This window comes from Microbacterium sp. (assembly GCF_048259935.1).
Lineage (GTDB): Bacteria > Actinomycetota > Actinomycetes > Actinomycetales > Microbacteriaceae > Microbacterium.
Genome location: NZ_JBLXHF010000003.1, coordinates 324029 through 350249, shown reverse-complemented (window position 1 = coordinate 350249; position 26221 = coordinate 324029). Strand labels below are relative to the sequence as shown.

Genomic DNA, 26221 nt, shown 5'->3' with positions numbered 1-26221 from the left:
GTGCCAGTCTACTTTCGAGTTGTTGCGGAGGAAGGGGCATCGAGCAGCCGTGCGTGACCTGTGACCAGGTCGTCGACGGCGCCGCCGAGAGTGGGGTCCTCGCCGCGCGCGAGGCCGGCGTACTCCAGCCGTACCTCGCCATCCGCGACGGACGCTTTGACCCACATGCGTCGGCGCGGAATGAACAGCGCGAGCATCAGACCGGCGAGGGAGAGCAGGGCGAAGACGAGCACCCACACGGCGGATGCATCGTGGTGCACCTGCAGCGACGCGAAGCGCTTGACCGACTGGGTGAAGTCGGTGGCATCGGCGGGTGACTCATCTTCGAACGTGATCGATCCGCGGCCGCCGGGAAGCTCCGCCGTCTCGCCCGGCTGCAGCTCGATCGAGGGCGTCTCGCTCCCGTCGCCGGCGATCGCGGTGAGCTCATCGGTGTCGAGCACGTAGACGGACTTCGGGGTGCCATCGTCGATGCCGAGATCGCCCTCGTAGACGCGGAGGGTCAGCAGGGGTGCGAGCAGATCGCCGTGTGCCGAGGCGAACGCACCGTTGTCATTCTTGACCGCGCTCGGGTAGAAGAACGCGGCGATACCGAGCTGTTCCGGCATCCCATCGGTGACCTTGATGACGCCGAGCGAGGTGAGTGCGGTGTCCTGAGGCAGGAACGGCACCGAGTTGCGGTAGACGACCTCGTCGTCGGCGTTTCGGACCGTGATCGTGGGCGCATAGCCGTTGCCGAGCAGGTAGACCTTGTTGCCGGCGATATCGAGCGGATGGTTGACGCGCACGGAGGCCTCGCGCGTCTCACCGTTCTCCCGAACGGTCATGTTGGCCGAGAAGTCCCCCGCCTGACCGGATGCCGCCGAACCGTACGTCTGGTATGTCACATCGAACGAGTCGAGCGTCATCGAGTACGGGCTGAGCGCGTCGTCGCTGACGAACCGGCCGCGGTTCATCGATTCGTAATCCAGGAGCGTGTTGACGAAGGTCTGTCCCTCGACCACGACGCGCTGACCGGTATAGGCGAAGCTTCCCCCGACCCCGACCGTGACGAGCACGCCGACGAGCGCGATGTGGAAGAGCAGGTTCCCGGTCTCGCGCCAGTAGCCGCGCTCTGCTGAGACCGAGTATGTGCGCCCTGCCCTTGATGCCGCGTCATAGCGCTCGACGCGGTAGCCGAGGGCCTTCAGCTGCTTCTGTGCGACATCGATCGAACGGGATGCTTCGGCGTCAGCATCCGTCTCGCCTGGTGTGCGTACGGCCACACGGTAGTCCTCGAGACGCTGCAGACGAGCGGGGGTCCGCGGTGGGCGGGCGCGCAGAGCCTTCAGGTGGTGCCTGACGCGTGGGATGACGCAGCCGACCAGCGAGATGAACAGCAGCAGGTAGATCGCCGAGAACCAGGGCGACAGGTAGACGTCGAACAGGTCCATCGCATCGAGCACGGGGAACAGGTCGGGGTTGTCGGCCTGCCACTGCGTGACGCCGTTGGGGTCTGCCATCCGTTGCGGGAAGATCGAGCCGGGGATCGCCGCGATCGCCAGCACGAGCAGCAAGATGATCGCCGTGCGCATCGAGGTCAGCTGACGCCAGCCCCAGCGCAGCCAGCCGACGAATCCGAGGCGCGGCTGGGTGATGGCGCCGTTATCACCGTCGATGTGATCAGACGGGCGGAGTGGGTCGGAACTCGTCACAGCATCCTTCTTGTGAGCGGGGGAATCAGAGCGGGAGCTGGACACTGCCCATCACCGCCGTCAGCCTCGACATGAGGTCGGTCCACAGCCCCGAGACCATAAGCACACCCAGCGCGATCAGCAGAACGCCGCCGATGATGTTGACGATGCGGATGTGCCGGCGCAGGAACCCGATGGTCTTCGTCGCCCAGCCGAAGCCGAGCGCGACCAGCAGGAATGGGATGCCGAGGCCGAGACTGTACGCGAGGCCGAGGAAGGCCGCCCGCCAGGGGTCGCCGATGGTCCACGCGACGCTGGTGATCGCGGCGAGGGTCGGACCGATGCACGGCGCCCAGCCGATGCCGAGCGCGAAGCCCAGCAGCGGCGCGCCGATCAGGCCGGTCTTCGATGTGACGTGCAGGCGCCACTCGCGCTGCGCGAAGCCGAACATCCCGAGGAAGACGAACCCCATCGCGATGATGACGACACCCAGGATTCGGGTGATCAACTCGCCCCACTGCAGGAAGAAGACGGATGCTGCGCCGCCGATGACCGTGAACGTGATGAACACGACGCTGAAGCCGACGATGAACAGCAGCACGCCCAGCACCAGACGACCGCGGTTGCTTCCGGTCCCTGAGCCTGTCGAAGGGTCCGGATTCGCCCCCGCCGCTCCCCCGATGAATCCGAGGTACCCGGGAACGAGTGGGAGCACGCACGGTGAGAGGAACGAGACGAGGCCCGCGAGCATTGCAACCGGGATGGCGAGCCAGAGGGCGCCGGATCCGATCAGTTCCTGGGTGTTCACGCGCCCTCCGCGAGCGCGTCTCCGACGAGGGTTGCGAGGATGCTGGGGCCGTCGAGCTGCCCGATGATGCGCGCTGCGACCCGGCCCTGCTTGTCGAGCACGAGAGTCGTCGGCGTCGCCTGGATCGGCGTTGCGCCCGCGAAGGCGAGCTTGGCCGTGCCGCTGTCGACGTCGATGAGGCTCGGATAAGAGATTCCGTAGGTCTTGGCGAAAGCCTTCGCCGTGTCGGGCTGGTCGTAGGTGTTGACGCCGATGAACGACACTTCGTCGTCGGAGTACTGCTGCCAGACCTCTTCGAGCGCACCCGCCTCAGCACGGCAGGGCGCGCATCCGGCGTACCAGAAGTTGACGACCGTGACGTCGCCGGCGATGTCTGCACTCTCGAACTGATCGCCCTCTTCGGTCACGCCGCTGAAGACGACCGGTTCACTGCGCTCTGCGACGGGGATCTCTTCGACCGCACCATCGGCGGAGATATATCCCTTGCCGTCACCGTCGAGATACTGCTGCGCGACGGGGTCCGCTGCGCAACCGGCCAGCGTGACGGCGAACACCGCGGCGAGCGCGGCAGAAAGCAGCAAGCGGGGGCGGGGCATATTCCCAGTTTACGCTGGGCTTTCTATGGGTGATCTGGAAGGCGCGAGTGCCCTGATCAGAACTTCGCGAGCACGTCCTCGACGCCCGAGCGGAACCGTGGGCACGTGGTGATGTCATGCGCAGTACAGCGCACGGCGTGCTCGGTCATCTCTTTCGAGCGGCGCATCTCCTCCATCCGCCGGTCGAGATCAGCGAGGTGAGCGAAGAGCACTTCGTGGCGCCCGCTCCGGCCGTCATCGAGCAGGATCGCGATCTGCTCGAGGGTCATTCCGGCGGCTTTGCTGCGCTGGATCACCGCGAGGCGGACGATCTCCTCCTCGCCGTACCGGCGGCGCCCTGCCTGATCGCGCGCCGGGCGAAGAAGTCCGACGGATTCCCAGTGCCGGAGCACATTCGTGGGCAGATCGACCCTTTCGGCAACTTCTCCGACGGACCAGGGATGAGAGGAGCTTGACTTCATGTTGACATGAAGTCACAGACTGATCGAGAAAGCAAGCCCACGAGAGGAACACCACATGTACGACGCGATCGTAATCGGCGCAGGGCCCGCAGGTCTGCAGGCGGGCCTGACCCTGGGACGGATGCACCGCAAGACGCTCGTCCTCGACTCGGGCACGTACCGCAACGGCACCGTGGCCCACATGCACAACGTGCTGGGCGACGACGGGACGGCACCTGCCGACTACCGCGCACGAGCGCGCACGCAACTCGCGGAGTATCAGGATGTGGAGTTCAGCCCCGGCACTGTCGCGCGCATCTCGGGCGCCATCGACGGCTTCACCGTCCACTTTCCCGACGGACACAGCGAGGACACGCGCCGCATTGTGCTCGCCACCGGCGCCGTCGATGAGCTCCCCGACGTCACAGGGCTCACCGAGCTCTGGGGACGCCGCGCCTTCGCCTGCCCGTTCTGCGACGGCCACGAGTTCGCCGGCAAGGAGATCGGGATCATCGGCGCAGGTCCCCGTGCCGGGCACCTGATCGGGATGCTCGGGAGGATCGCCTCGCGCATCACGGTGTTCCCGCTGGCCACAGATCTTCCCGAGGATCTGGCCGGCCTCGAGAGCGCCGACGTGCACGCCGCACCCGTGGTGGACTCGGTGACCGCAGCAGCCGAAGGTGTGACGGTGACCGCCGGTGACCAGGAGTTCGCAATGGCGGGTCTGTTCGTTGCGGCGGGAACGTTCCGTCAGAGTGCGCCCTTCATCGCGGAGCTCGGACTGCGCATTCTCGACAGCGGAGGGATCGAGATCGACGACTTCGGGCGCACCTCGGTCGCCGGCATCTCGGCGGCGGGAGACCTCGCACACCGCGCATCGATGCCAGGACCGATGCCGTCGGTCCTGCAGGCCGCAGCGGCAGGGCAGCTGGCAGCATCCGCGATCGTGCAGGAACTGAGCGTCTGAGAGGTCAGACTGCGCCGAGGTCGATGCCGGCCGCGGCGGGCTCGGCGTAGTCGACCTCGCGCCACACGTCGCCGACGCGCTCGAACGAGGTGATGCTCGAGAGCGCACAGCGCCGCGTCCGCGGGTCATGCGGCAGGCGGAGCCCCGCGACATGCAGGTGCGTGATCCAGATCGGTGCCTGGTGCGAGACGATCACAATGTCGCCGTTGTCGGTCGCATGCCAGACGTCGTTCATCGCGGCTTCCATGCGCTCGGCGATGGCGACGTACGGCTCCCCCCAGCTCGGCACCGCGGGACGACGCAGCTTCCACCAGTTGCGCGGGTCGCGCAGCGCACGACTCATCCGCTTGCCTTCGAAGAGGTTCGTCGGCTCGATCACCCGCTCGTCCAGCACCGGGTCGACTCCGAAGATCTCGGCGAAGGGCTCGGCAGACTCCTGCGTCCGCTGCAGCGGCGAGCACCGCAGAGCCGTCACCGGGCGATCGAGACCCTCGAGATACTCGGCGGCCGATCGCGCCATGCGGCGGCCGTCTTCGCTCAGCCGGTAGTGCGGGAGCCGCCCGTAAAGGAGCCGCTGAGGATTGTGGACCTCGCCGTGCCTGACCAGATGCAGACGCTCGGCAGGCACCTCACACCTTTCGGTACTGCGCGGACCCGAAGCCGATGATGAAGTTTCCGATCATCGGGATCAACCAGAGCAGGAAGAACGAGAACACCCCGCCCTTACCGAAGTTCTTGCCCTGCTTGACGGCGACGACGATCGCGAAGACGATGTTCACGATCGGAATCAGGTACAGCAGGGCGAACCACCCAGACATGCCTGCGATCTTGACGAGGAAGACAAGGTTGACGATCGGGATGAGCGCCAGGATGCCGGGGTACCCGGCCTTCGTGAATACCTTCCACAGCGCGACCGCATAGAGGATGTAGAGCACCAGTGTGATGACGCCCGCGCCGCCGGAAAACACCTGCTGTGTGTAGTCGTTGAGATCCATGGCCATGAGTCTAGAGGTGCCGGCGCCCCTGAGTGCGGATGCCACGATACGCCCACGTAGACTGGATGGATGCTTCGCACTCACACGACTGGCTCTCTGCGAGCCGAGCACATCGGTCAGACCGTCACCCTCACGGGTTGGGTCGATCGGCGTCGTGATCACGGAGGAGTCGCGTTCATCGATCTCCGCGATGCATCCGGCATCGCCCAGGTGGTCATCCGCGATGAAGAGGTTGCGCACCCGCTGCGCAGCGAGTTCGTACTGAAGGTGACCGGTGAGGTCTCGCAGCGCCCCGAAGGGAACGCGAACTCGAACCTCCCCACTGGCGACATCGAGGTCATCGCGACCGAGGTCGAGATCCTCAACGAGTCCGCTCCCCTGCCTTTCCAGGTCTCCACCGGTCTCGGCGACTCCGAGACCGTCGGCGAAGATGTGCGATTCAAGTACCGCTATCTCGACCTGCGGCGCCCGGCCGCGGCATCCGCTCTTCGTCTGCGCTCGAAGGTCTACAAGGCCGTGCGCGACGTTCTCGACGCACGCGAGTTCGTCGAGGTCGAGACCCCGACGCTCACGAAGTCGACGCCGGAGGGCGCCCGCGACTTCGTCGTGCCCGCGCGTCTGCACCCCGGCAGCTGGTACGCCCTGCCGCAGTCGCCGCAGCTGTTCAAGCAGCTGCTCATGGTCGGCGGCATCGAGAAGTACTACCAGATGGCTCGCTCTTACCGCGATGAGGACTTCCGCGCCGACCGTCAGCCGGAGTTCACGCAGCTCGACATCGAGATGAGCTTCGTCGACCAGGAAGACGTCATCGAGATGATGGAAAGCGTCTTGACGGCGATGTGGAAGACGATCGGCGTCGACCTGCAGACCCCGCTGCCGCGCATCACCTACGCCGATGCGATGGCGAAGTACGGCTCGGACAAGCCCGACCTGCGCTTCGGGCTCGAGCTCGTCGACGCGACCGAGTACTTCTCCGAGACGACCTTCCGCGTGTTCCAGTCGGAGTACGTCGGTGCAGTGGTCATGCCCGGTGGCGCGTCGCAGCCGCGCAAGAAGCTCGATGCCTGGCAGGACTGGGCGAAGCAGCGCGGCGCACGCGGACTCGCTTATGTGCTGTTCGACGAGGACGGCTCGCTCGGCGGCCCTGTGGCCAAGAACCTCTCCGATGCGGAGCAGGCGGGGCTTGCGGACTTCGTCGGCGCCAAGCCGGGCGACTGCGTGTTCTTCGCGGCGGGTTCGGCGAAGGACTCCCGCGCGCTGCTCGGCGCGGCACGCGTCGAGATCGGCCGCCGCCTGGACCTGCTCGACCCCGACACGTTCGCGTTCACGTGGGTTGTGGATGCTCCGATGTTCGAGCCCGCCGCCGACGCTGTGGCCTCGGGCGACGTCGCCGTCGGAGCCGGCGCATGGACCGCGGTGCACCACGCCTTCACCGGCCCGAAGCCGGAGTTCGCCGACACCTTCGACACCGACCCCGGCTCGGCGCTCGCCTACGCGTACGACATCGTCTGCAACGGCTCTGAGCTCGGCGGCGGATCGATCCGCATCCACCGCGAAGACGTGCAGAAGCGTGTCTTCGAGGTCATGGGCATCTCCGAAGAGGTCGCGAACGAGCAGTTCGGCTTCCTGCTGGACGCGTTCAAGTTCGGCGCCCCGCCGCACGGCGGAATCGCGCTCGGCATGGACCGCGTGCTGCAGCACCTCACCAAGACCGAGTCGATCCGCGAGGTCATCGCGTTCCCGAAGACCGGCAACGGCTTCGACCCGCTGACTTCTGCTCCCGCCCCGATCACCGACGCGCAGCGCGCCGAGGCTGGCGTGGACTTCACCCCCGAGGATTGACCCCCTCCCCCCTCCTACCGTCGCCGAGACCCCGTCTTGTCGCCGAGACCCCGTCGTATCGACGTCTGCACGACGGGGTCTCGGCGCGAGGGTGGGGTCTCAGCGTTGCAGGGCGGCGAGCCCCGGAGCGATGTTCTCGTTCCACACGTCGACGCCGAGCTTGCCGATGAGCAGCACGACGACGACGAGGAACACGATGCGGATGAATTTCGTCCCTCGGGCGATCGCCATCCGCGAGCCCAGATAGCTGCCGGCCACGTTCGCCACCGCGAGGATGCCACCGAGCACCCACAGCACTGACCCGTGCGGGATGAACAGCAGCAGCGCGCCGATGTTCGTGGCGAGGTTGACGATCTTCGCCTTGGCGCTGGCCTGCAGAAAGTCGTATCCCATGAGAGCGACGAGCGTGATGACGAGGAATGTCCCCGTTCCAGGGCCGATCATGCCGTCGTAGAAGCCGATCACCAGCCCTGCCGCACCCGCCATGATGTGGTGCTTGTGCCCGGCGAAGCGCAGCTTCGTCGCCGCCCCCATCTCGGGCTTGAACACTGTGAAGATCGCGACCGCGAGTAGCGCGACCACGATGATCGGCTTGAACGCCTCCGGCGGCAGCACAGTGGCGACCGCTGCCCCTCCGAAGGAGCCGGCCAGCGCGATACCCGCCATCGGCAGCGCCGTTCGGATGTCGGGCTTCGCTCGTCGGTAGTACGTGGCGCTGCTAGTGGCGGTGCCGAAGACCGAGGCGAGCTTGTTCGTCGCGAGCGCCTGCACCGGAGCGATTCCCGGGATCAGCAGCAGCGCCGGAAGCTGCAGCAACCCACCACCGCCGACGACAGCATCGATCCAGCCGGCGCCGAAGGCCGCGAGGACGACGAATATCAGCATCCCCCAGGTGAGCTGTTCGAGCCCGAGCAGCTCACCGATTTCCATTGCATCATTATCGCGCGCTGCGGTCGTGCCTCGATGACAGACTGAGATCATGCTCGATGCTCTTCCGCTGCCGCATCCGTTCGAGTCTCGTGTCGGATCCGCGGTGCTCCGCCGTGCCACGGGCGACGACATCGACGCACTGATGGCACTGCTCGCCGACGACCCGATCAGCGCTGCACGTGGTGACGTCGCATCCGACGCGGACCACGATGCCTACGCGCGCGCACTGCGCGACATCCTCGCCGAGCCGTCGAACGACCTGCTCGTAGTCGACCTCGACGGCACCGTCGTCGGCACACTGCAGCTCACGTCCATCCCCGGGATGGCGCGCCAGGGCGCGCGTCGCCTGCTCGTCGAGGCGGTGCGGGTGCGCAGCAGCATCCGCTCGTCCGGAATCGGATCGGCCGTCATGCGCTGGGTGTCGGATGCCGCAGCTCCCGCCCTCGGTGCGTCCCTCGTGCAACTCACCTCCGATGCCGCGCGGACCGATGCGCACCGGTTCTACGAGCGCCTCGGCTACGCCGGCTCGCACGTCGGGTTCAAGTACGACGTTCAGCGCTGACCTTCGTTCTCCGACACGAGAATCGTCAACACACCACCTCGGCGTTCGCATTCCAGACGCCGCCTGTTCACCGTGCCCGCAAGAACCGGTAACTCTCGCGCCGTAGCGTCCAGGGGATCCCGACACCGACGACCCTGAGCGTCGAACCTCCGAGAGGAACTCACCCTGATGGCAACCATTACCCGCCGCGCACGCTTCATCGCCGGCATCGCCCTGGCAGCATCCGCGGCCATGGCACTGACCTCCTGTGCCGCCGACAGCAGTGCCGGAAGCGCTGGAAGCACCGAAAGCAGTGACGCGGCCGCATCCGCCACCTCCCTCGCTGACTTCGGCTCGTTCGAAGATCTCGAGGCCGCAGCCAAGGCCGAGGGCGCGCTGAACGTCATCGCCCTCCCCCGCGACTGGGCGAACTACGGCGAGATCCTCGACCTGTTCGCCGAGCGCTACCCCGAGATCACGATCAATGAGGCGTCCCCCGACGTCTCCAGCGCCGAGGAGATCACGGCAGCCGAGACGAACCAGGGCCTCGACACCGCCCCCGACGTGTTCGACCTGGGCCTGGCCGTCGCGCTCGAGAACACCGACGTGTTCGCGCCGTACAAGGTCGAGAACTTCGACGAGATCCCCGACGCGTTGAAGGAGCCGACCGGCCTCTTCGTCGGCGACTACGGCGGATACATGTCGATCGGCTACGACTCCTCGAAGTTCGATGAGCCCACCTCGCTCGATGACCTCAAGGGCGCTGACTTCAAGGGCGCCGTTGCGATCAACGGCGACCCGACTCAGGCTGGTTCTGCTTTCGCAGCCGTCGGTCTCGCCGCAGCGCAGTCCGGCGGCGACCTGGACGACTTCACCCCCGGAATCGAGTACTTCGGAGAGCTGCAGAAGGCCGGCAACTTCCTCAAGGTCGATGTGACTCCTGCGACGATCACGAGCGGTGAGACGCCGGTCGTCTTCGACTGGGACTACCTGAACGCCGCCGCCGGTGCCGACAACGCCGACTGGAAGGTCGTCGTGCTCGACGGCGTCGGCTACGCCTCGTACTACAACCAGGCCATCAACAAGGATGCTCCGCACCCCGCCGCCGCCCGCCTGTGGCAGGAGTTCCTCTACAGCGACGATGTGCAGAACCTGTGGCTGAAGGGTGGCGCCCGTCCTGCCCGCATGGAGGCCATGACCGAGGCCGGCACGATCGACGCCGAGCTCGCTGCGGCTCTGCCCGAGGTGCCCTCGGAGACCGTCGTCCCGACCGAGGAGCAGTCCACGGCAGCGGGTACCCTGCTCGGCGAGAAGTGGGCCACGGCCGTCCAGTGACAGCGATCATCACGGGGGCGGATGCTCCGGCATCCGCCCCCACCACCGCCGGGCCCGTTCCCACGGCCCGGCGGTCGGGTCTGTCGTGGGCGTGGCTGGGACTCGTGCCCTTCGGCGCCTACGTGCTGCTGTTCCTCGGCGTGCCGACGATCCTTGCGATCGGCTCGGGGTTCTTCGATGGCGACGGCGCATTCACGTGGACGAACGTCGCAGCCCTCGCGGATCCCGTCGTGCTGAACACGTTCGCGAACTCCGCGTGGGTGTCGCTGCTCACCTCCGTCGTCGGCGCCGTCGCCGGCGCCGTGGTCTGCTACGGAATGCTCGGCATGAATCCGCAGGGCGCGGTGCGCCAGACCGTGGATGCCGCGGCCGGCGTGCTCGCGCAGTTCGGCGGCGTCATGCTCGCGTTCGCGTTCATCGCGACGATCGGGGCCCAGGGCGTCATCACGGTGCTGCTGCGCGACTCGTTCGGGGTCAACATCTTCGAGAACGGCATGTGGCTCTACGAGGTGCCCGGGCTGATCTTCCCCTACATCTACTTCCAGGTGCCGCTCATGGTGATCACGTTCATGCCCGCACTCGCAGCGCTCAAGCCGCAGTGGTCCGAGGCGAACCTCACTCTCGGCGGTACGCGGCTCGGCTTCTGGACTCGCATCGGCATTCCGGTGCTCGCCCCGTCGTTCCTCGCCAGCCTGCTGCTGCTGTTCGCCAACGCGTTCTCTTCGTATGCCACGGCGGCCGCTCTTGCCAGCCAGGGTTCGCAGATCGTTCCCCTGCAGATCCGCGCGGCTCTCACCAGCGAGACCGTACTCGGCCGCGAGAACCTCGCCGGCGCCCTCGCGCTGGGCATGATCCTCGTCGTCGGTGTCGTAATGGCGCTGTACTCGCTGATCCAGCGGCGCGCTGCGAGGTGGCAGTCGTGAACAAGATCGCTCCCTCGCGCGTGACGCGCTGGATCATCGGCATCCTGATCGGCGGCTTCTTCGCGATCCCGCTGATCTCGACCTTCTTCTACACACTGCGCGACACGGACGGCGCCCTCTCTATCGAGCGCTGGGCGGCGCTGCTGGATCCCGCGGCATCCGCGGCGATCAAGCCGATCTGGACGGGCCTGGGCAACTCGCTGGTCCTCGCTCTGGTCACGGTCCTGATCGTTCTCCTGCTGCTCGCGCCGACCATGATCCTGGTGAATCTGCGGTTCCCGAAGCTGAAGCCGCTCTTCGAGTTCACCGCACTCCTGCCGATCTCGATCCCCGCGATCGTCCTCGTCGTCGGGCTCTCGCCGATCTACCTGCAGATCGGACGCGCTCTCGGCACCGGCACCTGGACGCTCGCCTTCGCCTATGGCATCACTGTGCTGCCGTTCGCGTACCGTTCGATCCAGGCGTCCATCGACGCCGCCGATCTGCGCACGCTTGCCGAAGCGGCGAGGTCGCTGGGTTCGAGCTGGCCGACCGTGGTGCTGAGGGTGCTCGCTCCCAACCTGCGACAGGGCCTGCTGTCCGCGTCCCTCATCTCGATCGCCGTCGTGCTCGGCGAGTTCACGATCGCTTCGCTGCTGAACCGTCAGGTGTTCCAGACCGCGATGGTCGTCGTCGGCAAGCAGGATGCCTATGCGCCCGCGATCTTCACACTGCTCGCGCTGCTGCTCTGCTTCTTGCTGCTGCTCATCATCGGCCGCACCGCGCGCGGCAACCGAAAGGCTTCACAATGACCATCCCGCTCCCCCCGACCAAGGACAACCAGCTGCTCGCCGAGGCCGGCGAAGGCACCCGCGTGCAGTTCCGAGGCATCGAGAAGAGCTACGGCGCGAACCGTGTGCTGCACGGCGTCGATCTCGACATCGCTCCCGGCGAGTTCGTGTCGCTGCTGGGGCCGTCCGGATGCGGGAAGACCACTGCGCTTCGCATCCTCGCCGGGCTCGAGAACGCCGATGCCGGTTCCGTGCGGCTCGGTGGCCAAGACGTGTCGCGCGTGCCCACCAACAAGCGCGACATCGGCATGGTGTTCCAGGCGTACTCGCTGTTCCCGCACCTGAGCGTCGCGGATAACACTTCGTTCGGCCTGCGCCGGCGCGGCGCCACCAGGTCCGCAGCGGGACGCCGCGCACTGGACGCGCTCGCGCTGGTCGGTCTCGAGAGTTTCGCTGACCGCTTTCCGCACCAGCTCTCGGGAGGGCAGCAGCAGCGCGTCGCGCTCGCGCGCGCCCTGGTCACCGAGCCGCGGGTGCTGCTTCTCGATGAACCGCTGTCTGCGTTGGATGCCAAGGTGCGAGTGCAGCTGCGCGATGAGATCCGCCGCCTCCAGCTGCGCCTGGGCATCACGACGGTGTTCGTCACGCATGACCAGGAAGAGGCACTGGCCGTCTCTGACCGGATCGCCGTCATGGATGCCGGACGCATCGACCAGATCGACTCTCCGGAGGAGCTCTACCTGCGCCCGGCGACTGCCCACGTCGCCGCGTTCGTGGGGCTCTCCAGCGTCGTCTCCGGCCTGGCCTCAGGGGACAGCGTGTCGGTGTGGGGGCGATCGCTTCCGCTGAACTCCCCCGTCACCGGCGAGGTCGATGTGCACCTGCGCCCCGAGAACCTGCGCTTCACAGGGCAGGCGGATGCCGCGACCGGCGGCGTGGTCGAGGAGAGCACGTTCCTCGGCAGCATCCGCCGCACTCTGGTCAAGACCGATGCGGGCGACCTGGTGCGCGTGCAGCACGACGCACACCAGCATCCGTCCTTCGGCGACCGCGTCTGGCTGGCGATCGCACCGGTGCCGGTGGCCGCACGCGCGCGTTCCTGACCACGCGCGCGAGCGCCCTAGAGAACGCGCGAGAGGAAGTCCTGCGTGCGGGGATGCTGCGGGTTCGCCAGCACCTCGCGGGGATCGCCCTGCTCGAGGATGTGTCCACCGTCCATGAAGATCAGGCGGCTACCGACCTCGCGTGCGAAGCCCATCTCGTGCGTGACGACGAGCATCGTCATCCCCTCGTCCGCAAGAGAGCGCATGACCTGCAGCACCTCGCCCACGAGCTCGGGGTCAAGGGCAGACGTCGGCTCGTCGAAGAGCATCATGTCGGGGTTCATGCACAGCGCCCTGGCGATCGCCACGCGCTGCTGCTGACCGCCCGAGAGGTGCCCCGGGTACGCGGCGGCCTTCTCGCTGAGCCCCACGCGTGCGAGCATCGCGAGTGCGACCTCCTCGGCTTCCGCCTTGGTGCGCTTCTTCACGCGCCGCTGCGCGAGAGTCAGGTTGCCCATCACATCCAGGTGCGGGAAGAGGTTGAAGCTCTGGAACACCATGCCGATGCGGGTGCGCACGCGATCGATGTCGGTGTCTTCATCGGTGATGTCGATGCCCTCGACGAGGATCTTGCCGCCGGTGGGCTCTTCGAGCAGGTTGATCGAGCGCAAGAGCGTCGACTTGCCTGAGCCCGACGGGCCGATCACGCACACCACCTCACCGCCGGAGACGGTCAGGTCGATGTCCTTGAGCACCTCGTTGTCGCCGAAGGTCTTCACCAGCCCGCGGACCTCGATGGCCGGCGCGTGGATGTCGATCAGATCGGTGCTCATCGCTGCCTCGCCATTCGTCGCTCGAGCCACGCGCTGAACCGCGTGAGGGGAATCGTCACGACCAGGTACAGCAGAGCCGCCATGATCAGCGGGGTCGCGTTGCCGTTCTGCGTCGTCGCGTCGCGTGCGAAGGTGGTGAGCTCCTTCGACCAGATGAAGCTTCCCGCGATGAACAGCAACGAGGTGTCCTTCAGCAGCAGCACGAACTCGTTGGTGAGCGGCGGGATGATGATCCGGAAGCCCTGCGGGATGACGATCCAGAACGTGGTCTTCATCGGGGACATGCCCAGCGAGCGAGCCGCTTCCGTCTGCCCCTTCGGCACAGCCTGGAGTCCTGCCCTGATCGTCTCTGCCATGTACGCCGAGGCGACGAGGATCAAGCCGACCAGACCCAGCACGACCGGGCCGCCGAGGTCCTGGTTCCGCACGCCGACGGCGATCGGAAGGATGTAGGCGATGGCGAAGATCGTCAGCAGCGCCGGGAGCCCCCGGAACAGCTCGATCCAGACCGTCGCGATCCACCGGAACGGTGCGATGACCGACATCTTCATCAGCGCCAGCACGACACCGAGCACGAGCCCGCCCGCGAATGCCACCGCGGTGAACCACAGCGTATTGACCAGGCCGACCGTGACGATGCCCGGGAGCATCTTGAGCGCGACCTCGGGATTGAGGAACAGCGGCCCGAGCCGCGCCCAATCCGCGGTGACCAGCGCCCAGACCAACAGGGCGGCCAGCACCACGTACACGGTGTAGCGATAGAGCTTCTGTTTCTGCGTGCGCCTCAACGCCATCGTCAAGGTCCTTCCGACCCGTTCGTTCCTCCGGGTCAGTTCGCGGTGAAGTACGTGTCGTAGATCGTGTCGTACTCGCCGCTGTCGCGCAGCTCCTGCAGCGCGGAGTTGACGGCCTCGAGCAGTGCCGTCTTCTCGCCCTTGGCGAAAGCGAAGCCGTACTGCTCGTCGGTGTTGTACTCCTCGACGATCTTGTAGTTCGGGTCGGCCTTCTCGTGCTCGAGGTTCACCGGCTGGTCCTGCAGGATCGCATCGATCGTGCCGGCCTGGATCGCGGGCCACAGCTCACCGTCGGACGGGAGCTGCAGAAGCTCGGCACCCGGGGCGTTCTCCGTCGCGTAGGCCTCGCCGGTGGTTCCCTGCTGGACGCCGACGATCTTGCCGTCGAGGTCGTCGATCGACTTGATGCCGGAGTCAGTGAGGACCAGCAACGACTGCAGCGAGTCGTAGTACGGGTCGGAGAAGTCGAGGTTCGCCTTGCGCTCGTCGGTGATCGTCATGGCGGATGCTCCGATGTCGCACGTGCCGGATGCGAGAGTCGTGCCGGACTGCAGAGCGTCGAACCCGACGTCCTGCACAGAGAGCTTGAGGTCGAGCTTCTTCGCGATCGCGTCGAGCAGGTCGATGTCGAAGCCGGTGTAGCCGGTGCCGTTGTCGCCGCCCTCGAACTCGAAAGGAGCGTAGGGGATGTCAGAGCAGATCGTCAGCGCGCCCGCCTCGACCAGACCGTAATCGTCTCCGCCGGATGCCGGCGCGTCCGCGTCGCCCCCCGCATCGTTTCCTCCGCCAGCACAGCCGGCAAGAGCAAGAGTGGCGCTCGCAGCGAATGCGATACCGAGAATGAGGTTACGGCGACGGGTCATGACCGCTCCAAGCTGAGGGGGCCGGATGGCCCGCTGACGGGTATGGAGTTCATCCTGACACGGCGCAGCGCATTTTTCCCAGCATCCGCGGATTACGTTTGCGTTTCGCCCGCGCACTTCGACAGGTTCAGCGAGCGGATCGGCTCAGACCTCGAAGTCGACGGCCACTCGCGATGCCACAACCGAGCGGATGTAGACGGCGACCTCTTCGTGAGCCGGATGAACGGCATATGCTTCGAGATCTGCGACGGAATCGAAATCTGCGACGACCGTCACGTCCCAGTTCGCATCGGGATAGATCGTGTTCGCGCCCGCCGAGATCGAGCGGATCTGGGGCACGACGCCGTCCAGAGCATTCAGGCGCTCTGCCATCTCGGCCGCCTGAGCGCCGCGCTCCGCGGCATCCTCACTCGCGAGCTTCCAGGTGACCACGTGACGAAGCGTCATATCTTCTCCAGTCTCTGGCGCAGCCGATCGGGCGATACCCGCCACTGCGCGTGAAATTCGTCGTCGATCAGCACGACGGGGATCTTCTCCCACCACAATTCATACAGGGTCGGATCGTCGTCGATCGACCGCTCTACGATCTCGATGTCGTCGGCAGTGTCATCGGGAAGAGCCGCAACGACCTCTTCGACGATTCCGAGCGCCGTCGGGCACAGGTGACACCCATGCCTGCCGATGACGGTGATCGTGGTCACGCCGAGGGAACCTCGACCGGGTGACCCGCTGCGATCCACTCGCCGGTGCCGCCTTCGACGTTCGTCGCGTCGTAGCCGCGCGGCTCGAGCGCCTGCACCACGCGTCCGGAGCGCCCGCCGACCTGGCAGATGACGTCGAACGCGCCTTCGGGGAGCTCGTCCAGACGGTTTCCGATCTCAGACATCGGAATGTTCACGGCCCCGGGCACGTGCCCGGCGGCGAACTCGTCCTTCTCGCGCACATCGATGAGCGGTGTGTCCTCGCGCGCAGCGAGCTCGGCAATGGTGATCGACTTCATGGATTCCTCGACTTCCTGGGCGCAGAGACACAAAACGCCCGTCCGTAGACAGGCGTTCGTGTAGCCGCTTACTTCTTGTTGCGGCGCTGGTGGCGAGTCTTGCGAAGCAGCTTGCGGTGCTTCTTCTTCGCCATGCGCTTGCGGCGCTTCTTGATGACTGAACCCACGGAAACCTCACTAAGTCAGGGGCTGGGCGTCACAGAAAATCGGACACCCGGGTACGGGCACGGAAAATGCCTCGGATCAGTTTAGCAAACGCGAAGGCATGCGAAGTCCATGATTCACATTCACTGGTTGCCAGCGTCAGCCGACGTCGGCGATGGGACGCTGGAGCGCTGCGGTGACCGCGCTCTCCGGCACACGGTAGCTGCGGCCGAAACGGATCGCCGGAAGGCTGCCTGCGTGCACCATGCGATAGACGGTCATCTTGGACACGCGCATGAGATCTGCGACCTCTGCGACGGTCAAGAATCGAACCTCGGGAACATCGGGCATGCCCTGTACCCCTTTCTGCTGATGCCCAACTCTATGGGGAAGTCGGGACGCGTGTAAACCCATGTGGCGAATGTGATCCATGTGACGACAGCGCTGTCGTCACCGAGGCAGAAGGTGCGCGACAGGGCCGCGCGCGGCCTGCGCGCGAGGGGGGTTCGACTTATGCGCCCAGACGCTTGAGCGCGGTCGTGACGACATGCTTTGCGGATGCCGCGGCACGACCGACGACCTCGGCCGCGTGGCTGGCACCATCGGGAATCGGCAGGAAGGAAAAGTCGATCTCCGGAGCGCTCTCGCCGAATGCGTCGACCAGGAACGGAACCAGCCAGTCGTCGACGACCTCGAGCGGCTCGACCTCGATGCTGTAGAACCGGCGCTGTCCGTCTTCGCGGACGCTGACCAGTTCGGCATCCCGCAGCACCTTGAGGTGCTTCGAGACGGTGGGCTGGCTGACCCCGAGCTCGCTCACGATCTGTGAGACGCTGGTGCCGGCGTCACCTTCGGTGGACCGTCGCAGCAGGAGCTGGAGGATGTCGCGCCTCGTGCCGTCTGCGATCACGTCGAAGATGTCCGTCATGATGATCAGGGTAGTCGCCCCGCGGCCGGAGTACCATGACGAAGGCTCGTCGTGACCGGCGCCGAGCGACTGCAGACGACTTCGAGGGGGCCGGATGTCGAGCATCGGCTGGTCGGCTTCGTCTCGCGCGCGCACGCATGACCTGTGGCACGTCGTGCGCCGCTTCATCACCTCGTCGCCCTCGCGGTTCGCGATCCTCATCTTCGCGTCGCTGATTCTGCTGTTCACGGCGCTGTTCTCGCTGCCGATCGCCTCGACTGCCGGCACCGTGACCCCGCTGAGCGATGCCCTGTTCACCGCCGTCTCCACGATCTGCGTGACGGGGCTGGCAACAGTCGACATGGCAGGGCACTGGTCGCCGTTCGGACACGTGCTCATCTTCCTCGGCGTGAACATCGGCGGAATGGGTGTGCTCACCCTGGCATCCGTTCTCGGTCTGGTCATCTCGAAGAAGCTCGGCCTGCGCGCGAAGCTGCTCGCCGCCGGCGACAGCAACCCGCTGCGCGCCCATGGCGGCGTGGTCAACGAAGGTCAGACTGTGCGCCTCGGCGAAGTCGGCCAGCTGCTGACCACGGTGGCGATGTCGCTGCTGGTCATCGAACTCGTCCTCGCGCTCCTGCTGTATCCGGGTCTCGTGATGGCCGGCATCCACCCGCTGACCGCCCTCTGGGAGGCACCGTTCTACTCGGCAATGGCGTTCACGAACACGGGCTTCGCGCCGAATGCCACCGGAGTCGTGGAGTTCGTCGACGACTACTTCGTCTTGACTGTGCTCATGGTGGGGGTGTTCCTCGGCAGCATCGGCTTCCCCGTCATCTACACCCTCGCCAAGCACCGCTTCCATGCGAAGCGCTGGTCGCTGCACTCCAAGCTCACCCTGATCACGACCACGATCCTGCTTATCCTCGGCGCCGTGGTCTTCGTCATTCTCGAATTCGACAACCCCAAGACGTTCGGGTCGATGGATGCCGCGGATACGACCTTCCAGTCCGTCTTCCTGTCGACGATGACACGCTCCGGCGGATTCAGCGTGATCGATATCAGCGATCTGAACGGGTCGTCCAAACTGTCGATCTCGATGCTCATGTTCGTCGGAGGCGGGTCCGCCTCCACCGCCGGCGGCATCAAGGTGACCACGCTGGCCGTGCTCGCGATCGCTGTCTGGTCAGAGGCTCGCGGTCGCCAGAGCGTGCAGGCGTTCGGGCGTCGCATCCCCAGCGACGTGCAGCGTGTCGCCCTCAGCGTCGTCGCGTGGGGAGCCACGATCGTCGCCCTCTCGACAGTCGTGATCACCCAGATCACCAAAGCCTCCACCGAGGATGTGCTCTTCGATGTGATCTCGGCGTTCGGCACGGTCGGGCTCACCACCGGACTGACCGAAAGCCTCCCCGATCCCGCTGTCTACGTCATGGCCCTGACCATCTTCATGGGGCGCGTTGGTACAGTGACTCTCGCCGCGGCGGTCGCCGCGACGACGCGAACGCAGCTGTATTCGCTGCCCGTCGAAAGGCCGATCGTTGGTTGAATCCCTCCGCAGCGACGCCCCTGTCCTCGTCATCGGACTCGGGCGCTTCGGTGCCGCATGCGCGGGCGAGCTGGACCGGCTCGACCGCGAAGTGCTCGCCATGGACGAGAGCCTCGAGCTCGTGCAGAAGTGGTCCGACCGGGTCACCCACACCGTGCAGGGCGATGCGCGGAACATCGACGCGCTCAAGCAGATCGGCGCGCAGGACTTCCAGGTCGCGGTGGTCGCGGTCGGTTCGCTGATCGAAGCATCCGTTCTCATCACCGCCAACCTCGTCGACCTCAAGGTCCCCCAGATCTGGGCGAAGGCGGTGTCGCAGTCGCACGGCAAGATCCTCGCGCGCGTCGGCGCCAACCACGTCATCTACCCGGAGCGCGAAGCCGGCGAGCGCGTCGCGCACCTCGTGAGCGGGCGGATGCTCGACTTCATCCGCTTCGACGACGACTTCGTGCTGGCGAAGATGTACCCGCCGAAGTTCATCCGCGGTGTGAGTCTGCAGGAATCCGGAATGCGCACGAAGTACCGGGTCACGGTCGTCGGCGTCAAGACGCCCGGCAAGCCGTTCCGCTACGCCGAGGCCGACACCGTCATCACCAACCACGACCTCATCATCGCGTCGGGCACCAACAGCGACATCGAGCGCTTCGCCGCGCTCGATCGCTGACTCACTCCCCGCGGGAGAGTTCCTTCGCGCGTTCCAGCGCCGCATCCGTTGCTCTGGCGAACACCTCGTCGAGATGTGCGCCCTGCAGCACCGCAACCGCGCGCTCGGTCGTGCCCTTCGGGCTCGTCACGCGTCTGCGCAACTCGGCGGGGTCGACATCGGATGCTTCGAGCAGTGCCGTCGCGCCGATGAAGGTCTGCTCCGCCATGAGCCGCGCATCTGCTTCGTCGAAGCCCTTGCCGATCGCCGCTTTGGTCAGCTCCTCGATGAGCAGGAAGACATACGCCGGCCCCGAACCGGAGATCGTCGAGAGCGCGTCGATCTTCTCTTCCGGCACCTCGACGACGGCTCCGACGAGCTCGAACAGCTGCCGGACGAGCGCGAGATCCTCGGCCGTGGCTGCCGCACCGCGGGCGAGGCCGGTGACGGCCTTTCCGACGGTTGCCGGCGTATTCGGCATCGAACGGATGACTCTGGCCTTATTCCCCAGGCCCTCAGCGAACGTCGCGAGAGTGACGCCGGCGGCGAGACTGACGACGATCGCGTCGTCGCGCAGGACGGGCGCGATCTCGCGGAGCAGATCGGGAACCATGGCCGGCTTCACGCCGACCAGAATGATGCGAGCGGATGCCGCGGCATCCGTATTTCCCTCCGGCGAGGTCTCCAGCGCGACAGCCGTGACGTTCGCCAGCCCTTCCAGCGCGGCGGCCTTCTCCGCCGTGCGGTTGGTGGCGATGATGCCGCCGTCGACAGGGACGCCCGATGCGACGACGCCGTGCAGAATCGCACCGCCCATCGATCCTGCGCCGAGAAATGCCAGAGAAGGAAGAGAGTGGGCCATGCCGCAATCCTACGCACGGCGTCCGACGCCGCCGCAGTGCCTCCTGCGGATCGCAGCCGCCCGAACTAGACTCGCGGCATGAGCGGATCCGCCAGCAAACACGACCTCGACCTGATCATGGATGCCATCCTGGGATGCTCCGAAGTCGAGAAGCTCATCAGCCTCAAGACGTACGTGATCGAGCCGGATGACCTTCTCGTCACTGCGAAGATCGCGCTGCCCGCGGAGAAGACCGTCCGCGATGTCGCGGACAGCATCGAGGAGATCGAGGAGCAGATCCGCAAGACCGTCCCTTCTGCGCGGACGATCTGCATTCAGCCGGATATCTACCGGCCATCGCTCGATCCTGAGCCCTCGACCGATGTGTTCGTGCTGAAGTCCGCGGACTGAGCGTCGCGCGCGGGGCGGCGGGCAGGCGGGGCTGCGAGGCTGTGAGGCTGCGGGGTCGCACCTGGCCGCTAAGTCTCAGCTTTGGCGACTACTTGCGCCACCTCGGTCATCACGCCTCGTCGTGAGGTGTCACCTGCGCGCGCGTTGTGACTTGCGCGCACCTCAGCACTCTCAGCGTCGCGGCTCGAAGAATTCGCGAAGCAGCGCGGTTGCGGCATCCGCCTCGACCCCGCCGACCACTTCGGCACGGTACGGGAGCCTGCGGTCCCGCAGCACGTCGTACATCGAGCCTGCTGCTCCCGCCTTCTCATCCCACGCGCCGAAGACGACACGGCCGACCCGCGCCTGCAGGATCGCTCCCGCGCACATCACGCACGGCTCGAGAGTGACGACGAGGGTGTGACCCTCGAGATTCCATGAGCCGATGGATGCCGCAGCCTGACGGAGGGCCACGACCTCGGCGTGCCCGGTGGGATCGTGCGTTTCTTCGCGAGTGTTGCGGCCCTCGCCGATGATGCGACCTGCGCTGTCGAGGACGACAGCACCGACGGGCACCTCACCTGCGGCCGCTGCCTCTGCGGCGAGCGCGAGGGCGCGCCGCATGGCGGAGTCGTCGGCGCGTCTCATGCGTCGAGCCTAGTTCCCGGAGCATCCGCCCTGCGGATCGGATCGTGCGGATGCCCCGGGCGCATTACTCTGTAGACATGCGTGTCCACGTCGCCGACCACCCTCTCATCACTCACAAGCTCACGGTGCTGCGCGATGAGCGCACCCCGTCGCCGGTTTTCCGCCAGCTGACCGAAGAGCTCGTGACCCTGCTCGCCTACGAAGCGACGCGGAACGTCAAGGTCTCGCCGATCGAGATCACCACACCTGTCACCAAGACCATGGGCGTGAAGATCTCCGAGCCGCGCCCGATCGTCGTGCCGATCCTGCGCGCAGGTCTCGGCATGCTCGAGGGGCTCGTGAAACTTCTCCCCACGGCCGAGGTCGGCTTCCTCGGAATGGTGCGCGACGAGACGACGTACGAGCCGACGACCTACGCCGAGCGTCTGCCTGAAGACCTCAGCGATCGTCAGTGCTTCGCCATCGACCCGATGCTCGCCACCGGCGGCTCGCTCGCCGCGGCGATCCAGTTCTTTTTCGACCGGGGCGCGAAGGATGTCACCGCGATCTGCCTGCTCGGCACCCCCGAGGGCCTCGAAGCGATCGAGAAGCTCGTGGGCGACCGCGATGTGACGATCGTGCTCGGCGCGCTGGATGAGGGCCTCGACGAGAACCGCTACATCGTCCCGGGCCTCGGCGACGCCGGCGACCGGTTGTACGGCACCGTCTGAGCTGGCTCGGGCGCCATCCTCGGGCGCTCGAAATCAGGAGGAGTCCCCGACATCAGGAGAATCTGGACAAATCGTCCTGACCTCGGTCACATGTCCTGATTCTGGAGCGTCTCGCGGTTCCGCTGCTGCTGCGTTGCCCAGACGCCGAGCTCGTTGCCGCTCGGATCGGCGAAGTGCAGCCGTCGTCCACCCGGGAACGAGTATGCCTTCTGCACAATCGTGCCACCGGAGCGGACGATCGCTTCTGCGCTCGCGTCGAGGTCGTCGGAATACAGCAGAACCAGCGGGCCGCCCTGTGCACGAGGTTCGGAGGATCTGAGGAGCCCGCCGACCTCTTCACCATCCCCCTGCGGTGATGCGATGCCCGCGTAGTCGCGACCATAGTCGACGAAGGTCCAGCCGAATGCGGCCTGGTAGAAGGCGATAGCGGCGGCGAGGTCCGTCACGGTGAGCTCGGTGTAGTTGAGTGTGTGATGTTGCGGTGTCATGCCCGCACGCTAACAGTGGGCTCCGACACCCTTCGCGTCGGCGAAGCGGCGGCTCTCAGTCGCGGTCGGCGCCGACGAGGCGTGCGAACGCGCTGAGCCGCGCGACGCCCTCGGGTGTGCGCGGCAGGTCGTCGAGCAATGCGGGCGAGTAGATCAAGTATGCGGCGACCTGTGCGCGTGAGATCGCGACGTTCAGCCGGTTCTGCAGCAGCAGGAACTCCGGACCACGCGGCGCATCCCGACCGCTGGATGCGGCGAGAGTCGTGATCGACACCACCGCCTCCTTGCCCTGGAAGTTGTCGACAGTCCCCACGGGCACCTGACCGAATCCCGCCGCGGCCAGCGCGTCGAGGACAAGCTGCTTCTGCGCGTTGTACGGCGCAACCACGATGATGTCGGCCTGCTCGAGAGGGCGCGGCGCGGCATCCTGTTCGGTGAACTCGCGGCCCAACAGGTCACGCACGAGCCGCACGACTTCTTCAGCCTCTTCGACCGACTGCGTCGCGTTGCCGCGGTGCCGCAATGGGAGCACGTGCACGCCCGGTTCGACTCCGTCGATCACGCGCTGTTCGGTACCGGATGCTGACGCCAGCTGCCCCGCGTAAGACAACCGTGACACGGGTTCTGCGACAGCCGGATGCATCCGCCAACTGCGATCGAGGAAGTACCCGTACTCGGGCTTCACCACAGCATCGCCGTCCATCACCCATCCGAGAGCCGAAGTATCGACCGGTTCGGGGTGGGCTCCCTGACTGACCTGCGGCAGCTGCTGCGGGTCTCCGAGCAGCAACAGCCGCTTCGCGCCGGCGGCCACGGCGATCGTGGAGGCGAGCGAGAACTGGCCGGCCTCGTCGATCACGATGAGATCCAGCGCCCCGCGCTCGACCCGGGTGATGTTGCTGAAGTCCCAAGCGGTTCCGCCGACGACGACGCCCTGTCCTTCGCGCTCCCGGAAGAAGGAGGCCATGCCGTTCTTCGGAATCGGAGTGTAGACCGGATCGCTCCCCTTCTCTTTGGGGCTCTTCGCCACCTGTCCCGCGGGAACTCCGGCGGCGACGACTCGCCCGAGCAGCGTCTCGATGATGGCGTGCGACTGCGCAACGACCCCGACCCTGAAGCCGTACTCGTTCACGAGCCGTGCGATGACATGAGAGCCGGTATAGGTCTTGCCTGTGCCAGGAGGGCCCTGCACTGCAAGATAGCTGCGATCGAGGTCGCGCACCGCGCGGACGATCGCATCGATCACGTCGCCGTCGGCAGGCGGCAGTCCTGCGCCTGAAACAGTGCGCGGGGGAACCCTGCGGAGGACATCGGTCGCCGCGTCAGCGGGGAACGACGGAGCCGCCTGGTGCACCGCATCCGCCCACTCATCGATCGCATCCTGCAACGACGCCACGCGCGGCGGTGCGGCCGGGGTGAGGGCGATCGGCAGTTCGTCCCACGTCTGTCCGTCTACCGCGTTCTCTGCCACCACGTAACCGTCTTCGAGCACCGCGACGATCTTGACCACGCGGGGAACGTGCACTGCCCGCGACGGGGCATCGATAACGAACGGTGCGGGGAATGGGTAGAGCGCGAACGGCTCGCCTCCCTCGTTGAGCGTTGTTCCCGGCGACACGTCGCCACGGATCTCGATCTCACGTGACATGACCCGTCGCCCCTCTTCGACACTCCACTCCCGGCGGACCACGGAGGCTGAGGCATCCACTCTGACGACATCGCGGGTCTGATCCCACATCGAGACAGGCTCGCGCAGCCGCTGGAAGTGTGCCACCCAGAAGCTCTTCGCCTCACGCGGGAAGTAGTCGATCGCCGCCGCCGCAACCCGGTGCGCCTCACCGTCTCCCCCACGCTCGACGTCGCTCTCGGCATCGGCGAGCAGCGCGACCGAGCGCGGAGACGGTTCGTAAACCACCGCGTCCGGTTCGTCAGGAGGTGCGGGATTGACGCCCTTCTCCTTGGCGATCTCGATCAGCCAGTTGCGCAGGCGCCTGGTCGACACGCAGTCGTAACGGTTGTAATCGGCGAGATCGGCGAGCACGGCATCTGCTTCATCGGTCTGCCCCACTGCTGCGAACTGACGAGCCGCGACGTACTGCACGATCGAATCGTCGCCCTTCTGCACATCGCTCGTGCGCACCTCTTCGCCCATGTACAGCGGCTCGAGCTTCTTGATCGAGTACGACCGAGAACCCACCCGCACGGTGCGCAGGACGAGCGGATAGAGATCGACGAAAACGCCCTCGCGCAGCAGCTTGTCGACCTCGCCTTCGCGGATGCCGTGGCGCGACGCCATCGCGACCAGGTGCGAGGTCTCATACGGCGCGTAGTGATAGATGTGCATGTCGGGGTGCGAGGCTCTGCGGACATTGACGAAGTCGAGGAACAGCTCGAGCGCCCGCTTCTCGTTGGCGAAGCTGTGCGCCCACAGCGGGGTGTACTGATCGTCGTTGTCGACCCAGCCGAACAGGTAATCGATGCCCCACTGCGCGTGTCCGCCCGACGCGGGCTCGGTGTAGAGCGGATCACCCTCGAAGTCGAAGAAGATGTCGCCCTGGCTCGGCCGCGGCAGCGTGTGGATGGCCTCTGGGTGATACACGTCGAAGGTCGGGGCGTCGTCGATATCGGCCCTCAGCTGCAGTCGGGCCTGTGCCCGAAGCGAATCAAAGGTGTCGCCGTTCATCCCGCGGGGAACATCGACCGCCTCGGCCAACGCGTCGATCGTCTCGATACCCGCGTCGCGCAAGCGCGTGCGCTGCACAGGGCGCATCCGCGCGACCATGAGCAGGTCGCGCGAGGCCTCGACCTGTTGGCTGCAGGTCTCGCAGCGACCGCAGGCAGTGATCTCGAGGTTTCCCCGGTCATCGCCCCAAGCCAGCGGCAGCCCCGCTGCCCCCGCCGCCACATCGCGATCCGCGATCAGGGCGCGAAGTCGCGCACGTCGCACGTGGAACAGCGGCAGCAGATCGTCGACGGCGTGCGTGCTGATGGTTCCGTCACCGAGGATCAGGTCGACCTCGTCGGAGCGCGGGATGCCGAGCCGATCGAGCTGGTCGACATATGCCGCAAGCTGCATAAGAGCGGTGACCCGCGCGGTTCGGGCGAGCTTGGAGTCCTGCACGCGCCAGCTGCCGTTATCTTCGCGCAGGAGGAAGTCGGCGAATCCGACGAACTCGTCGGTCGCGAACGCGGCCTGGAAGAGCAGCTTGGCGTCGGACCGGAGCGCGGCGAGAGTCTCTGCCACGACCGCAGAAAGCTGCTCGGGCTTGGCCGAGTTCACCTTCGGAACCTCGTGGACGGCGTCTGCCCCGAACCGCTCGCGATATGCCTCGAGCACCTTCACCTCGTGGGCGTCTCCGAGAACCGCCGCGCGTTTGAGCGTGGCATCCTCAGGCTCTTCAACGGCAGGCACGCGGCCGAGCTTCGCGTCGATCGCCCGCGCCCACGCGAACTCGCATTCTGCCGCCGCTTTCAGGTCGCTGGCGCTGAAGATGACGCGCTGCGCCTGAGTGTCGATCCGCATGCTTCGAGAGTAGCCGGGGGCTCAGACA

The 26221-nt window shown here is 66.3% G+C and carries 31 protein-coding genes; 11 read left to right on the top strand and 20 right to left on the bottom strand.

The features are described from left to right. Nucleotides 1-8: 8 nt before the first annotated feature. The 4 genes from resB to ACN0RC_RS07340 are packed head-to-tail and all read right to left on the bottom strand — an operon-like array spanning nt 9 to nt 3538. Nucleotides 9-1739, bottom strand: a complete 1731-nt coding sequence (gene resB, locus ACN0RC_RS07355; RefSeq protein ID WP_417510281.1) for a cytochrome c biogenesis protein ResB — start codon at nt 1737-1739, stop codon at nt 9-11. Beyond that, entirely contained in the window at nt 1720-2481 is a 762-nt protein-coding gene (locus ACN0RC_RS07350; protein WP_417510279.1) for a cytochrome c biogenesis CcdA family protein, read from the bottom strand. The genes resB and ACN0RC_RS07350 overlap by 20 nt, the downstream gene beginning before the upstream one ends. Further along, entirely contained in the window at nt 2478-3077 is a 600-nt protein-coding gene (locus ACN0RC_RS07345) for a TlpA family protein disulfide reductase (RefSeq protein ID WP_417510278.1), read from the bottom strand. Before ACN0RC_RS07345 ends, ACN0RC_RS07350 begins: the two co-directional genes overlap by 4 nt. A 56-nt stretch (nt 3078-3133) precedes the next feature. Beyond that, on the bottom strand, nt 3134-3538 hold the full coding sequence (locus tag ACN0RC_RS07340) for a MerR family transcriptional regulator (protein ID WP_417510276.1): 405 nt from the start codon (nt 3536-3538) through the stop codon (nt 3134-3136). Nucleotides 3539-3593: 55 nt separating this feature from the next. On the opposite strand from ACN0RC_RS07340, the gene ACN0RC_RS07335 reads away from it, so the two are divergent. After that, nucleotides 3594-4484, top strand: coding sequence for an NAD(P)/FAD-dependent oxidoreductase (locus ACN0RC_RS07335; RefSeq protein ID WP_417510274.1), 891 nt, complete (start codon nt 3594-3596; stop codon nt 4482-4484). Nucleotides 4485-4488: 4 nt separating this feature from the next. Here ACN0RC_RS07335 and ACN0RC_RS07330 read toward each other — a convergent pair whose 3' ends face one another. Beyond that, nucleotides 4489-5112 (bottom strand): histidine phosphatase family protein, encoded by a 624-nt coding sequence (locus ACN0RC_RS07330; protein WP_417510272.1) that lies wholly within the window; start codon nt 5110-5112, stop codon nt 4489-4491. Between the two features lies 1 nt (nt 5113). Continuing rightward, the gene (locus tag ACN0RC_RS07325) at nt 5114-5479 is read right to left on the bottom strand and encodes a DUF5684 domain-containing protein (RefSeq protein WP_417510270.1); all 366 of its coding nucleotides are present in this window, start codon (nt 5477-5479) and stop codon (nt 5114-5116) included. Nucleotides 5480-5548: 69 nt separating this feature from the next. On the opposite strand from ACN0RC_RS07325, the gene aspS reads away from it, so the two are divergent. After that, the gene (aspS, locus tag ACN0RC_RS07320; protein WP_417510268.1) at nt 5549-7321 is read left to right on the top strand and encodes an aspartate--tRNA ligase; all 1773 of its coding nucleotides are present in this window, start codon (nt 5549-5551) and stop codon (nt 7319-7321) included. Nucleotides 7322-7420: 99 nt separating this feature from the next. Here aspS and ACN0RC_RS07315 read toward each other — a convergent pair whose 3' ends face one another. Beyond that, nucleotides 7421-8251: a sulfite exporter TauE/SafE family protein gene (locus ACN0RC_RS07315; protein WP_417510267.1), complete on the bottom strand. Its 831-nt coding sequence runs from the start codon at nt 8249-8251 to the stop codon at nt 7421-7423. A gap of 49 nt (nt 8252-8300) precedes the next feature. On the opposite strand from ACN0RC_RS07315, the gene ACN0RC_RS07310 reads away from it, so the two are divergent. The 5 genes from ACN0RC_RS07310 (at nt 8301) to ACN0RC_RS07290 (ending at nt 12923) form a co-directional block, all read left to right on the top strand. Continuing rightward, nucleotides 8301-8813, top strand: a complete 513-nt coding sequence (locus ACN0RC_RS07310; protein ID WP_417510265.1) for a GNAT family N-acetyltransferase — start codon at nt 8301-8303, stop codon at nt 8811-8813. Nucleotides 8814-8981: 168 nt separating this feature from the next. Further along, nucleotides 8982-10127 carry an ABC transporter substrate-binding protein gene (locus ACN0RC_RS07305; RefSeq protein ID WP_417510263.1) on the top strand — a complete coding sequence of 382 codons (1146 nt, stop codon included), beginning with the start codon at nt 8982-8984 and terminating at the stop codon, nt 10125-10127. After that, a complete protein-coding gene (locus tag ACN0RC_RS07300) occupies nt 10124-11050 on the top strand; it encodes an ABC transporter permease (protein WP_417510261.1) in 927 nt (308 codons plus the stop codon). Before ACN0RC_RS07305 ends, ACN0RC_RS07300 begins: the two co-directional genes overlap by 4 nt. Further along, entirely contained in the window at nt 11047-11841 is a 795-nt protein-coding gene (locus ACN0RC_RS07295; RefSeq protein WP_417510259.1) for an ABC transporter permease, read from the top strand. Before ACN0RC_RS07300 ends, ACN0RC_RS07295 begins: the two co-directional genes overlap by 4 nt. Then, entirely contained in the window at nt 11838-12923 is a 1086-nt protein-coding gene (locus tag ACN0RC_RS07290; RefSeq protein ID WP_417510257.1) for an ABC transporter ATP-binding protein, read from the top strand. The genes ACN0RC_RS07295 and ACN0RC_RS07290 overlap by 4 nt, the downstream gene beginning before the upstream one ends. A gap of 17 nt (nt 12924-12940) precedes the next feature. Here the strand turns inward: ACN0RC_RS07290 and ACN0RC_RS07285 are convergent, their stop codons facing one another. The 9 genes from ACN0RC_RS07285 to ACN0RC_RS07245 all read right to left on the bottom strand — a co-directional run bounded on the left by ACN0RC_RS07285 (nt 12941) and on the right by ACN0RC_RS07245 (nt 17425). Beyond that, nucleotides 12941-13696, bottom strand: coding sequence for an amino acid ABC transporter ATP-binding protein (locus tag ACN0RC_RS07285; protein WP_417510256.1), 756 nt, complete (start codon nt 13694-13696; stop codon nt 12941-12943). After that, a complete protein-coding gene (locus tag ACN0RC_RS07280) occupies nt 13693-14490 on the bottom strand; it encodes an amino acid ABC transporter permease (protein WP_417510254.1) in 798 nt (265 codons plus the stop codon). Before ACN0RC_RS07280 ends, ACN0RC_RS07285 begins: the two co-directional genes overlap by 4 nt. 35 nt (nt 14491-14525) lie before the next feature. Further along, nucleotides 14526-15353 (bottom strand): transporter substrate-binding domain-containing protein, encoded by an 828-nt coding sequence (locus ACN0RC_RS07275; RefSeq protein ID WP_417510252.1) that lies wholly within the window; start codon nt 15351-15353, stop codon nt 14526-14528. Nucleotides 15354-15497: 144 nt separating this feature from the next. After that, nucleotides 15498-15800 (bottom strand): Dabb family protein, encoded by a 303-nt coding sequence (locus ACN0RC_RS07270; RefSeq protein WP_417510250.1) that lies wholly within the window; start codon nt 15798-15800, stop codon nt 15498-15500. Beyond that, a complete protein-coding gene (locus tag ACN0RC_RS07265; protein WP_417510248.1) occupies nt 15797-16054 on the bottom strand; it encodes a glutaredoxin family protein in 258 nt (85 codons plus the stop codon). Before ACN0RC_RS07265 ends, ACN0RC_RS07270 begins: the two co-directional genes overlap by 4 nt. Next, nucleotides 16051-16353 carry a rhodanese-like domain-containing protein gene (locus ACN0RC_RS07260; RefSeq protein ID WP_417510246.1) on the bottom strand — a complete coding sequence of 101 codons (303 nt, stop codon included), beginning with the start codon at nt 16351-16353 and terminating at the stop codon, nt 16051-16053. Before ACN0RC_RS07260 ends, ACN0RC_RS07265 begins: the two co-directional genes overlap by 4 nt. Before the next feature lie 68 nt (nt 16354-16421). After that, nucleotides 16422-16520 (bottom strand): 30S ribosomal protein bS22, encoded by a 99-nt coding sequence (locus tag ACN0RC_RS07255; RefSeq protein WP_003792170.1) that lies wholly within the window; start codon nt 16518-16520, stop codon nt 16422-16424. Between the two features lie 136 nt (nt 16521-16656). Beyond that, on the bottom strand, nt 16657-16848 hold the full coding sequence (locus ACN0RC_RS07250) for a helix-turn-helix domain-containing protein (protein ID WP_417510244.1): 192 nt from the start codon (nt 16846-16848) through the stop codon (nt 16657-16659). Nucleotides 16849-17008: 160 nt separating this feature from the next. Continuing rightward, nucleotides 17009-17425: an ArsR/SmtB family transcription factor gene (locus ACN0RC_RS07245; RefSeq protein ID WP_417510242.1), complete on the bottom strand. Its 417-nt coding sequence runs from the start codon at nt 17423-17425 to the stop codon at nt 17009-17011. A gap of 94 nt (nt 17426-17519) precedes the next feature. On the opposite strand from ACN0RC_RS07245, the gene ACN0RC_RS07240 reads away from it, so the two are divergent. Both ACN0RC_RS07240 and ACN0RC_RS07235 read left to right on the top strand, forming a co-directional pair. After that, on the top strand, nt 17520-18950 hold the full coding sequence (locus tag ACN0RC_RS07240; RefSeq protein ID WP_417510240.1) for a TrkH family potassium uptake protein: 1431 nt from the start codon (nt 17520-17522) through the stop codon (nt 18948-18950). Further along, a complete protein-coding gene (locus ACN0RC_RS07235; protein WP_417510238.1) occupies nt 18943-19614 on the top strand; it encodes a potassium channel family protein in 672 nt (223 codons plus the stop codon). The genes ACN0RC_RS07240 and ACN0RC_RS07235 overlap by 8 nt, the downstream gene beginning before the upstream one ends. A 1-nt stretch (nt 19615) precedes the next feature. Here the strand turns inward: ACN0RC_RS07235 and proC are convergent, their stop codons facing one another. Continuing rightward, nucleotides 19616-20455: a pyrroline-5-carboxylate reductase gene (gene proC / locus ACN0RC_RS07230; RefSeq protein WP_417510236.1), complete on the bottom strand. Its 840-nt coding sequence runs from the start codon at nt 20453-20455 to the stop codon at nt 19616-19618. 78 nt (nt 20456-20533) lie between these two features. Here proC and ACN0RC_RS07225 point away from each other — a divergent pair, with 78 nt between their 5' ends. Next, nucleotides 20534-20845, top strand: coding sequence for a hypothetical protein (locus ACN0RC_RS07225; protein ID WP_417510234.1), 312 nt, complete (start codon nt 20534-20536; stop codon nt 20843-20845). A 171-nt stretch (nt 20846-21016) separates the two neighbouring features. On the opposite strand, the gene tadA is transcribed toward ACN0RC_RS07225, so the two are convergent. Continuing rightward, nucleotides 21017-21472 (bottom strand): tRNA adenosine(34) deaminase TadA, encoded by a 456-nt coding sequence (tadA, locus tag ACN0RC_RS07220; RefSeq protein ID WP_417510232.1) that lies wholly within the window; start codon nt 21470-21472, stop codon nt 21017-21019. A 77-nt stretch (nt 21473-21549) separates the two neighbouring features. On the opposite strand from tadA, the gene upp reads away from it, so the two are divergent. Continuing rightward, on the top strand, nt 21550-22182 hold the full coding sequence (gene upp / locus ACN0RC_RS07215; protein WP_417510230.1) for a uracil phosphoribosyltransferase: 633 nt from the start codon (nt 21550-21552) through the stop codon (nt 22180-22182). 86 nt (nt 22183-22268) lie between these two features. Here upp and ACN0RC_RS07210 read toward each other — a convergent pair whose 3' ends face one another. Then, on the bottom strand, nt 22269-22670 hold the full coding sequence (locus ACN0RC_RS07210) for a VOC family protein (protein WP_417510229.1): 402 nt from the start codon (nt 22668-22670) through the stop codon (nt 22269-22271). Nucleotides 22671-22725: 55 nt separating this feature from the next. Further along, on the bottom strand, nt 22726-26193 hold the full coding sequence (locus tag ACN0RC_RS07205) for a TM0106 family RecB-like putative nuclease (protein ID WP_417510227.1): 3468 nt from the start codon (nt 26191-26193) through the stop codon (nt 22726-22728). Between the last annotated feature and the right edge of the window lie 28 nt (nt 26194-26221).

What these genes read in the sequence shown, in the direction of transcription:
- ACN0RC_RS07280 (WP_417510254.1), bottom strand. Translation starts at nt 14,490, where the DNA reads ATGGCGTTGAGGCGCACGCAGAAACAGAAGCTCTATCGCTACACCGTG.
- ACN0RC_RS07205 (WP_417510227.1), bottom strand. Translation starts at nt 26,193, where the DNA reads ATGCGGATCGACACTCAGGCGCAGCGCGTCATCTTCAGCGCCAGCGAC.
- ACN0RC_RS07270 (WP_417510250.1), bottom strand. Translation starts at nt 15,800, where the DNA reads ATGACGCTTCGTCACGTGGTCACCTGGAAGCTCGCGAGTGAGGATGCC.
- ACN0RC_RS07290 (WP_417510257.1), top strand. Translation starts at nt 11,838, where the DNA reads ATGACCATCCCGCTCCCCCCGACCAAGGACAACCAGCTGCTCGCCGAG.
- ACN0RC_RS07240 (WP_417510240.1), top strand. Translation starts at nt 17,520, where the DNA reads ATGTCGAGCATCGGCTGGTCGGCTTCGTCTCGCGCGCGCACGCATGAC.
- ACN0RC_RS07250 (WP_417510244.1), bottom strand. Translation starts at nt 16,848, where the DNA reads ATGCCCGATGTTCCCGAGGTTCGATTCTTGACCGTCGCAGAGGTCGCA.
- ACN0RC_RS07260 (WP_417510246.1), bottom strand. Translation starts at nt 16,353, where the DNA reads ATGAAGTCGATCACCATTGCCGAGCTCGCTGCGCGCGAGGACACACCG.
- proC (WP_417510236.1), bottom strand. Translation starts at nt 20,455, where the DNA reads ATGGCCCACTCTCTTCCTTCTCTGGCATTTCTCGGCGCAGGATCGATG.
- aspS (WP_417510268.1), top strand. Translation starts at nt 5,549, where the DNA reads ATGCTTCGCACTCACACGACTGGCTCTCTGCGAGCCGAGCACATCGGT.
- ACN0RC_RS07325 (WP_417510270.1), bottom strand. Translation starts at nt 5,479, where the DNA reads ATGGATCTCAACGACTACACACAGCAGGTGTTTTCCGGCGGCGCGGGC.
- ACN0RC_RS07315 (WP_417510267.1), bottom strand. Translation starts at nt 8,251, where the DNA reads ATGGAAATCGGTGAGCTGCTCGGGCTCGAACAGCTCACCTGGGGGATG.
- ACN0RC_RS07335 (WP_417510274.1), top strand. Translation starts at nt 3,594, where the DNA reads ATGTACGACGCGATCGTAATCGGCGCAGGGCCCGCAGGTCTGCAGGCG.
- ACN0RC_RS07345 (WP_417510278.1), bottom strand. Translation starts at nt 3,077, where the DNA reads ATGCCCCGCCCCCGCTTGCTGCTTTCTGCCGCGCTCGCCGCGGTGTTC.
- ACN0RC_RS07275 (WP_417510252.1), bottom strand. Translation starts at nt 15,353, where the DNA reads ATGACCCGTCGCCGTAACCTCATTCTCGGTATCGCATTCGCTGCGAGC.
- ACN0RC_RS07310 (WP_417510265.1), top strand. Translation starts at nt 8,301, where the DNA reads ATGCTCGATGCTCTTCCGCTGCCGCATCCGTTCGAGTCTCGTGTCGGA.
- upp (WP_417510230.1), top strand. Translation starts at nt 21,550, where the DNA reads ATGCGTGTCCACGTCGCCGACCACCCTCTCATCACTCACAAGCTCACG.
- ACN0RC_RS07210 (WP_417510229.1), bottom strand. Translation starts at nt 22,670, where the DNA reads ATGACACCGCAACATCACACACTCAACTACACCGAGCTCACCGTGACG.
- ACN0RC_RS07225 (WP_417510234.1), top strand. Translation starts at nt 20,534, where the DNA reads ATGAGCGGATCCGCCAGCAAACACGACCTCGACCTGATCATGGATGCC.
- tadA (WP_417510232.1), bottom strand. Translation starts at nt 21,472, where the DNA reads ATGAGACGCGCCGACGACTCCGCCATGCGGCGCGCCCTCGCGCTCGCC.
- ACN0RC_RS07340 (WP_417510276.1), bottom strand. Translation starts at nt 3,538, where the DNA reads ATGAAGTCAAGCTCCTCTCATCCCTGGTCCGTCGGAGAAGTTGCCGAA.
- ACN0RC_RS07285 (WP_417510256.1), bottom strand. Translation starts at nt 13,696, where the DNA reads ATGAGCACCGATCTGATCGACATCCACGCGCCGGCCATCGAGGTCCGC.
- ACN0RC_RS07245 (WP_417510242.1), bottom strand. Translation starts at nt 17,425, where the DNA reads ATGACGGACATCTTCGACGTGATCGCAGACGGCACGAGGCGCGACATC.
- ACN0RC_RS07305 (WP_417510263.1), top strand. Translation starts at nt 8,982, where the DNA reads ATGGCAACCATTACCCGCCGCGCACGCTTCATCGCCGGCATCGCCCTG.